At 46.1% G+C, this 7485-nt stretch carries 10 protein-coding genes and 1 pseudogene; all 11 read right to left on the bottom strand.

Annotated elements, in window-relative coordinates; all coding sequences use genetic code 11:
* Positions 1 to 171: 171 nt before the first annotated feature.
* Entirely contained in the window at positions 172 to 1059 is an 888-nt protein-coding gene (locus AC5590_RS11335; RefSeq protein ID WP_169268679.1) for an alpha/beta fold hydrolase, read from the bottom strand.
* A gap of 52 nt (positions 1060 to 1111) precedes the next feature.
* Complete coding sequence (locus AC5590_RS11330) at positions 1112 to 1762, bottom strand: MOSC domain-containing protein (RefSeq protein WP_169268678.1); 651 nt, start codon at positions 1760 to 1762, stop codon at positions 1112 to 1114.
* Positions 1763 to 1836: 74 nt separating this feature from the next.
* Positions 1837 to 2226 carry a DUF302 domain-containing protein gene (locus AC5590_RS11325; protein WP_169268677.1) on the bottom strand — a complete coding sequence of 130 codons (390 nt, stop codon included), beginning with the start codon at positions 2224 to 2226 and terminating at the stop codon, positions 1837 to 1839.
* A gap of 48 nt (positions 2227 to 2274) precedes the next feature.
* Positions 2275 to 2424, bottom strand: a complete 150-nt coding sequence (locus tag AC5590_RS11320; protein ID WP_370460857.1) for an SDR family oxidoreductase — start codon at positions 2422 to 2424, stop codon at positions 2275 to 2277.
* A 15-nt stretch (positions 2425 to 2439) separates the two neighbouring features.
* A complete protein-coding gene (locus AC5590_RS11315; protein WP_169268676.1) occupies positions 2440 to 3117 on the bottom strand; it encodes a class I SAM-dependent methyltransferase in 678 nt (225 codons plus the stop codon).
* Between the two features lie 42 nt (positions 3118 to 3159).
* Positions 3160 to 3309 (bottom strand): annotated as a pseudogene (locus AC5590_RS11310) (ParM/StbA family protein); the annotation flags it as partial.
* Positions 3310 to 3477: 168 nt separating this feature from the next.
* Positions 3478 to 4227, bottom strand: a complete 750-nt coding sequence (locus tag AC5590_RS11305; protein WP_169268675.1) for an SDR family oxidoreductase — start codon at positions 4225 to 4227, stop codon at positions 3478 to 3480.
* 178 nt (positions 4228 to 4405) lie between these two features.
* On the bottom strand, positions 4406 to 4924 hold the full coding sequence (locus AC5590_RS11300; RefSeq protein WP_169268674.1) for an SgcJ/EcaC family oxidoreductase: 519 nt from the start codon (positions 4922 to 4924) through the stop codon (positions 4406 to 4408).
* Between the two features lie 170 nt (positions 4925 to 5094).
* On the bottom strand, positions 5095 to 5526 hold the full coding sequence (locus tag AC5590_RS11295) for a cupin domain-containing protein (RefSeq protein WP_169268673.1): 432 nt from the start codon (positions 5524 to 5526) through the stop codon (positions 5095 to 5097).
* A gap of 81 nt (positions 5527 to 5607) precedes the next feature.
* Positions 5608 to 7185, bottom strand: coding sequence for a GMC family oxidoreductase (locus tag AC5590_RS11290; RefSeq protein WP_169268672.1), 1578 nt, complete (start codon positions 7183 to 7185; stop codon positions 5608 to 5610).
* Positions 7186 to 7301: 116 nt separating this feature from the next.
* A partial coding sequence (locus AC5590_RS11285; protein ID WP_211178766.1) for a ferritin-like domain-containing protein occupies positions 7302 to 7485 on the bottom strand: 184 nt, incomplete at its 5' end.

The raw sequence follows: 7485 nt of genomic DNA, 5'->3' as shown, positions 1-7485 counted from the left end.
TTCCAAAATTTTTGGTGATTGTGAGTTTACTTGAGCAACCATGACACTCTCCTTTAATAAATTGTAAACAATCTGTTGAGATGTTAAGTTAATTGATTTAACACTGCTGCTCGATCAGTAGTAATTGTAGAATGACAATCATTTTTTATCGACATCGTTTCCCAGGCAAAACTATTTGTTACTAGTGGTTAGCTTGGTGTTCTCTACAACGTGAGTGCTCAGAAAGTGGTGAATATGATCTGCGATCACGTCCCCATCTTCTTCCAGAGCAAAGTGTCCCGTATCGAGTAGATGGAACTCAACGTTTTTCAAGTCACGCTGGTAGGGATAAGCACCGTCAGCAGGAAAGATGTAGTCGTTCTTGCCCCAAACAATCAGGGTAGGGGGTTGATACTGGCGGAAATACTCTTGCCATTGGGGATAGAGCGGTGGATTGGTGCCATAACTATAAAACAGCGCCAGTTGAATCTCTTCATTTCCGGGGCGATCAAGGAAATGTTGATCCACCGTCCAGGTATCGGGACTAATTGCTTCGAGATTACGAACACCGTTGGTATATTGCCACTTCGTTGCTTCTAGAGTGAAAAGGTATTTGAGCTTTTCAGCATTCTCAGGCGATCGCTCATGCCAGTATGCCTTAATTGGTTCCCAGAATTCGCGCAGACCTTCCTCGTAAGCATTGCCATTTTGAACAATCAGAGATTGCACGCGCTCTGGATATTTAGCTGCAATCCGATAGCCAATTGGTGCACCATAATCCATCACGTAAAGGCTGTACTTTTTGAGATTGATCGCAGCAATGAATTTCTCCACAATCTCAGCTAAATTATCAAACGTGTAATCAAATTCATTTACAGTTGGCATCGAACTGTTGCCGTAGCCGGGATAATCAGGTGCAACAAGATGGAATTTATCAGCAAGGGCAGGTATAAGATTGCGGAACATATGAGATGAGGTTGGGAAGCCGTGCAATAATAGAATCGTTGGATTATCACGGGAACCCGCTTCGCGGTAGAAGATGTCTAAACCATCGATTGAAACTGTGCGATATGTAGTCATGATTTTGCTCCTTGTTAATGTTAAATAACACTGAAATGCAAATGCGTCTCATCTATCTCACATCCTGCCGACGGAGCAGATCCTGAAAGTAATCGCGCCAGCTTTCGGGTAACGCTTTGAGTTGAGTTACACGATGCAGTAACTCTGGATTGTTTGGCTCACGAACATAAAGCTGAGTGATATCAGCAACAGTAATATTGTTGGTATCCCGACTCACCAACTCTAAAGTGTCTCCGGCTCCAACTTCGCCCTCTTGCAAAACCCGAAAGTAAAATCCGGTGCGACGACTAGCGAGAAATCGTTTCACCATATCCGATCGCCCAAAGCAAATCGCTAGTTTGTAGCAGGGTAAGCGCGGTTGAGTCACCATTAGTTCCACACTGCCGATTTTGAAGCGATCGCCAATGTTCAGTTCTTCTTCTCTCAATCCTGTGACTGTGAAATTTTCACCAAAGATACCAAGTGTTAACTCTGTGTCAGGCAATTCGCTTCGCCAGTAGTCATAATGCTCAAAGGGATAGACATAAACTGCTTTGTCTAAACCACCATGAACGGTGAGATCCGCTTGGCGATCGCCGTCTAAATTGAGCGATCGCACTCTCACCCGTTCGCTGACTGGCTCTTTGAAAATTCCAGTGCTAACTGTTTTTCCTTTCCAAGTCACTTCCTGCGGAAGTCCTACGTTGACAGAGATGAGTTTCATCTTTAGCTCCAAAGTTTTGGATTGCATTCAATTACAGCAGCAAACATGGGATATCGAAAAAACGAATGAGTTGTTTATTGAAGTGCTTGATTGATTAAAGGTTTAATGACCGCGATGTTTTTGACCAACTCATCAATGAGAGAGAACCGCTGTTTTAAGTAATCAGGATCGTTGTAACTCAGCCACACTTTGCCGTCAGCCGCTTCCCATGCCAGTACTTTCAGGGGTAAATCCAGAGCGATCGTCGGTTCTGCTACCATGAGCGGTGTTCCGGCTTCAGGGTTGCCAAATAGCAATAACTGTGTTGGACACAGGCTCAGTCCAACTTTTTTGGCTTCAGCTCGTTGATCGATGCGGGCAAAAATGGTGATGCCTTTTGCCTGAAGAATAGCTTCTAAGCGATCAATGGTTTCGGTTACTGAATATGGGCTAGACTGACTGATGATGCCGTTATTTGCATTCATAGCACCGAACTCCTCAACGGTTTTGGTGATAGATATTTTTAGGGCACTTCAAATCTGTGCCATACCTCCATCGACAAACAACTCAATGCCGTTCACAAAGCTACTGTCGGCTGAAGCGAGAAAGACAACGGCTTTGGCAATCTCATCGGGTGTGCCGACTCTCAAGAGTGGGATGGCGCAGTTAATTATCTCCCCCAACTGAAACTAAGCCAATTATGATCTTTGATATTCGATCCGCACTTGCTTAACATCAAATTGCTCAGACTCTTGGTATAATATGTTTTCTACTTGTTGTAATCCTAAACTTTCAAACCGTTCCAGTTCTGATTCTGATAATGCCCAAGGTGGGCCACTTGGTTCTGCTTCTGTATCCCGAACATGGGTAATCAGCAAAAGTGTGCCACCGGGAGCTACAAAAGAGGCAACTGAAGAAATAGCCGCAGAGCGCACATTTAGCGGCAAAGCTTGAATGTTACGGCACTCAAACACAAAGTCAAAGGCTTGATGCCATTGTGCGGGAACTGCGAATAAATCTGCAACTACATAGTTGACCAAAGAATCAGGAAATCGTTGCTGACACCAAGCGATCGCAGTTGGAGAAATATCAAAAGCAGTTACCTCAAATCCCAGATGAGCTAAAGCTTCGGCATCATCCCCTAAACCACAACCGATGATTAATGCCTTTTGACCTCTAACAAACTGTTGATGATTCGTCAACCATTCTAAAAGATAAGGATGTGGAGCTAACTTAGCCCAAGGAATTTGTGTTGTGTCGCCTTGAGCTTCGGCATACAAAACTTCAAACCAAGCTGATGGCTCTGCTTTTTCTAGTGCTTCGTTAGCTAACTGTTGGACATGAAGTTGTAAATTTTGAGGTTGTTGTTCAAACATAAAACTGACACTGCTGTTTAGTACTAAACTTAGTTTGATATGGATGAGAACTTCTACACCCGTGGGATAGGGGGTGTGAACTTCACGCTTGCCTTGGTAGTAACGAGAATACAGAGTTGTACCATTGCCAAAGTCTAGAACTGTTAACTTTGCCCGGAATTATTGCCCAAATAATGCACCCATGTCCTCTGGGTATTAAACCGAGATATGACCAAAAGCCTTCAGATCCTCGTACTCAGCTTCTGCCACGTGGTAGAGGTGGCAAATTGCTTGTTCATTGTTCGCGGCCATTTCAGTTCCTCCTTCGTTAATATCCAGTCTGGCAATGTAGCATAGTTCGTCGGGCAAAGTTGAGACGCTTCAAATCTGCGCCATGCCCCCATCGACGAAGAGTTCGATGCCGTTGACAAAGCTGCTGTCATCGGATGCAAGGAAGACGACAGCTTTAGCAATCTCGTCTGGCGTGCCCACCCGCCCAAGGGGGATATTGTCAGCCTGACTTGCTACAAATCCCTGCACCTGCTCCTCGCTCAGTCCCATGAGATTGTAGCCAGGAGTAGGCACGACACCAGGGCTGATGGCATTGACACGAATCTTGCGCTCTTTGAGGTCGAGTATCCAGTTACGTGCAAATGATCGCACGGCAGCTTTGGTGGCGCTGTAAACGCTGAACGCTGGAGTGCCTTTGATAGAAGTAGTCGAAGCATTGAGGACAATCGAAGCCCCCTCTGGCAACAAAGGCAATGCCTTCTGCACGGTGAAAAGCAGACCTTTGACGTTTATGTTGAATGTTTTGTCAAAGTGTTCCTCAGTGATTGCTCCAAGTGGGGCAATTTGTCCACCGCCAGCATTAGCGAAGATAATATCGAGGTGTCCTTGCTCTTGCTTAATGGTGGCAAACAGACGATCGAGGTCTGCCAGATTAGAAACATCGCTCTGCACAGCCGTAACATTTTTACCGATGGCTTCTACAGCAGCATCCAGCTCGACTTGGCGACGACCCGTGATGTAAACATAGGCACCTTCGGCAACAAACTGTTTGGCAGTGGCAAGACCGATACCACTGTTACCACCCGTGATCAGGGCAATTTTTCCTTCTAGTTTTTTCATAGGTTAATCTGATGGGGATTCTGGATTTGTGTGAACCATTGAAGTGTTATCGGTTCTGTTGCATGACAGCTTTGAGAACAGCAGATTTAACCCTTCAGTCATTGTTGGATGAGTTAAAACGCATCGCGCAAAACGGTATAGGGCATCTGAGCTTGCATTACTATCTGCACGGTCGAAATCATTTCACCTGCTGCTTGAGACCTGAAACGAGGTCGGTCACTTGATGTTGAGCCTCTGCGCTCAGTGAGTCAAAGTCGTCTAAGAAGAATTGACGTTCTAGCGTTAACTTCCGGGTATTGAGTAACCCTTCGATCTGCCAACCTTCGTCGCGTTTTGTGACGACGTATAGCGGCAGCGAATCTCGTGACGGTGAACTTTCAGTTTCTCCGGGCAGTATTACCCTGATAAATACATGCATGAGCGCGAGTTGCGAGTTCACGAAGCGGACAAAATTCACCTCACCCTCCAGGCGTGTTCCTTTGACAACTGTGTCGAACGCTTGCTGATGAAATGCAGCGATTTCTTTTCGTCCCTTGAGATGCGTGCCCTCGAACGTGAGGAAATCGGCAGTTTCGCTGAACGGGGCAGCGAAGCCTTCGCCGCTACCTCGATTCCAAGCATCAATCATCTGGCGATGGAAAGCACGGATTGCCGACTCGTCAGCAGTAGTGGTGGTTTGAGCTGCTTGTGAATTCATAGTTTTGAGTTTTCCTTTTAAGTGATAGACAAGTTTTCAAGCGGCATAGAGGGTGTTATGAACTCTGAAAATCATCGGCTCTGTGAGCCAGTTCCAACCATTCCTCGAAAATCGCAACGAGGGCTGAATTTCGCTTCTAAACTAGGTTCTATAGAAGTTCATCACACCCTCTAAGGGAGATCTCCAGGTGCACCCAGAATTTCGTCGCCAATTTCGCTAGAGATGCGATTGAACAATGCCATGTCAGGTGCCTCATTCTCGTTTAGCGTCCCTGTTGCTTCAACAAAGTGAGCAAAGGCACTGGGCGAAGTAACGACTAACCCGCGAGCTGGTTGATCGCTGAGTGCAGCAACGACATGGGGAGCGCCCATCGGAATCAGGGCACTTTCACCCGTCTTTAGAACCACCTTGTTCTTACCAATCCAGACAGTGAATTCTCCTTCCAACACATAGAGTTGTTCGGAATAGCGTGTATGGCGATGGGGTGGAGTCTGCTTACCAGGAGAGAAATAGCCCTCAATCAGGTCGTATTTACCGTCAGTTGTGGTGCGATCGGCGAGGATGGTGAGGCGAGAACCACGAAGCCAGAACGATTGTGTCATGGAATTACTCCTTCTAATGAATGAATTGTGTTACGAACGCTCAAGCTTGCAGATCGGATAAAGCAGGCTCTCATGCCGTTTCTAGATAGACAAGTCTGCCAAATTTTGAACATTAAGCTTGTTAGGAAGACTTTGCGAGGTACGCTCCGCTTTAATTAAATCTGCTGCTTTCTCACCAATCATGATAGTGGGTGCGTTTGTATTGCCTGTAGTGATTGTTGGCATGATTGATGCATCAACAACACGAAGACCTTGAATTCCATGTACTCGTAGTTGAGGATCGACCACTGCCATTGAGTCCATGCCCATTTTGCAAGTGCCTACCGGATGCCATACAGTGCTGCAAGTGTCCCGAATGTAAGCTTCAAGTGCTGCATCACTTTGAATACGGGAACCCGGAGCAATCTCCTCACCACGAAAATCATCGAAGGCATTGCTCTGAAACAATTGGCGGATTAATTTAACTCCCTCAACCAACTTTTGTACATCGGCTTGACTTTGTAGATAATTCATCCGAATGGTTGGTGGATCTTTGGGGTCAGGCGATCGCAAACTAACGCTGCCAATATTTTCGAGACGGGTAAGACAGACAGCACCCGTAAATCCAAAATCAGCAGGGGTATAACCAGGTGACAAGAATTGAATCGGGCCGAAGAAGAACTGCAAATCGGGTGCGGTCTCCACATTCCCCTTGCTATGCAAAAATAATCCGGCTTCGATTCCATTACTGGTGATGGCAGGGTGTATATCTTGAGTAGCTTCTTGAACGACACAAGTGAGAATGTGATCCTGAAGGTTTTGACCGACACCCGGCAAATCTGCAACGACAGAAATTCCCATCGCTTGCAGGTGTTCGGCAGTACCAATTCCAGAAAGCATTAGTAGTTTGGGCGAATCAAACGCACCTGCGCTTAAAATCACTTCCTGGTTGACTCTCACCTGGTGAAGCGTACCTTCATGCAGATATTCCACTCCAACACAGCGAGTGCCCTCAACCAGCAATTTTGTCACTAATGCCCCTGTCACTACTGTCAAATTGGGACGATGGAAAATGGGTAGAAGAAAAGCAGCGGCTGCACTGTGCCGTTTACCATCCTTAACCGTCAATTGATAAAGTCCTACCCCTTCTTGCTGTACACCATTAAAATCAGGATTGTAGTTGTATCCCTTTGACACACAGGCATCTACAAAGCGTTGGGAGACCACCGCAGGGGACATCAAATCGGTAACGCTCAATTCCCCATCAACCCCGTGAAATTCCGACGCGCCTCGCTGCTGGTGTTCCGATTTCTTGAAATAGGGCAATAAATCAAGGTACGACCAACCGGGATTTCCTAATTCCTGCCAGCGATCGTAGTCTTGAGGATTGCCCCGGATATACATCATGAAATTAATCGAACTGCTGCCGCCCAAGACTTTGCCACGGGAACAAAACATTTTGCGACCCTTCAGGTAGGGTTCCAGCTCAGAAACGTAACCCCAATCCACTTCAGAGCCGATGAGACTAAAGCATTGCGCCGGAATTTGAATTTCTGGTTTTGTAGCTGGGTTGCCCGCTTCGAGGAGTAACACGGTTGTGTTACAGTCTTCGGTTAGACGATTGGCAACCACACAGCCTGCCGAACCTGCACCGATTACAATGTAGTCATAATTGGTCATAAAGTTCTCTTTCTCTGTTATCTACAATGGATAAATGGAGTCAAGAATGAACTGATTTAAAGAGCGATTGCTGAAACACTGTTAGTTATTCATTTACAACACCTGATCTGCTGAATTTAACTACGTACCAATGGTGTATCCACTAAATGTTCTGCCAGAAACCAAACTTGCGTCTCATTGGTTCGCAAGACTTGGCTCACTAACAAATCGTTAGTGCCACTATCTTGATTCGCTGCTGTTTTATTGATCGCCACTCTCAATTCCCCAACGATCAATTCATGGGCTTCTAGCAATCGCGAC

Origin of the sequence: Brasilonema octagenarum UFV-OR1, assembly GCF_963888615.1 — a bacterium.
In the GTDB taxonomy this organism is placed as follows: Bacteria; Cyanobacteriota; Cyanobacteriia; order Cyanobacteriales; family Nostocaceae; genus Brasilonema; species Brasilonema sennae.
Note: the sequence above shows the minus strand (reverse complement) of the source record. Positions and strands in the feature narration are given on the sequence as shown.

Excerpts from the sequence above, each read along its gene's own strand:
- AC5590_RS11330 (WP_169268678.1), bottom strand. The coding sequence starts at position 1,762 with ATGAAACTCATCTCTGTCAACGTAGGACTTCCGCAGGAAGTGACTTGG.
- AC5590_RS11315 (WP_169268676.1), bottom strand. The coding sequence starts at position 3,117 with ATGTTTGAACAACAACCTCAAAATTTACAACTTCATGTCCAACAGTTA.
- AC5590_RS11290 (WP_169268672.1), bottom strand. The coding sequence starts at position 7,185 with ATGACCAATTATGACTACATTGTAATCGGTGCAGGTTCGGCAGGCTGT.
- AC5590_RS11295 (WP_169268673.1), bottom strand. The coding sequence starts at position 5,526 with ATGACACAATCGTTCTGGCTTCGTGGTTCTCGCCTCACCATCCTCGCC.
- AC5590_RS11300 (WP_169268674.1), bottom strand. The coding sequence starts at position 4,924 with ATGAATTCACAAGCAGCTCAAACCACCACTACTGCTGACGAGTCGGCA.
- AC5590_RS11325 (WP_169268677.1), bottom strand. The coding sequence starts at position 2,226 with ATGAATGCAAATAACGGCATCATCAGTCAGTCTAGCCCATATTCAGTA.
- AC5590_RS11335 (WP_169268679.1), bottom strand. The coding sequence starts at position 1,059 with ATGACTACATATCGCACAGTTTCAATCGATGGTTTAGACATCTTCTAC.
- AC5590_RS11305 (WP_169268675.1), bottom strand. The coding sequence starts at position 4,227 with ATGAAAAAACTAGAAGGAAAAATTGCCCTGATCACGGGTGGTAACAGT.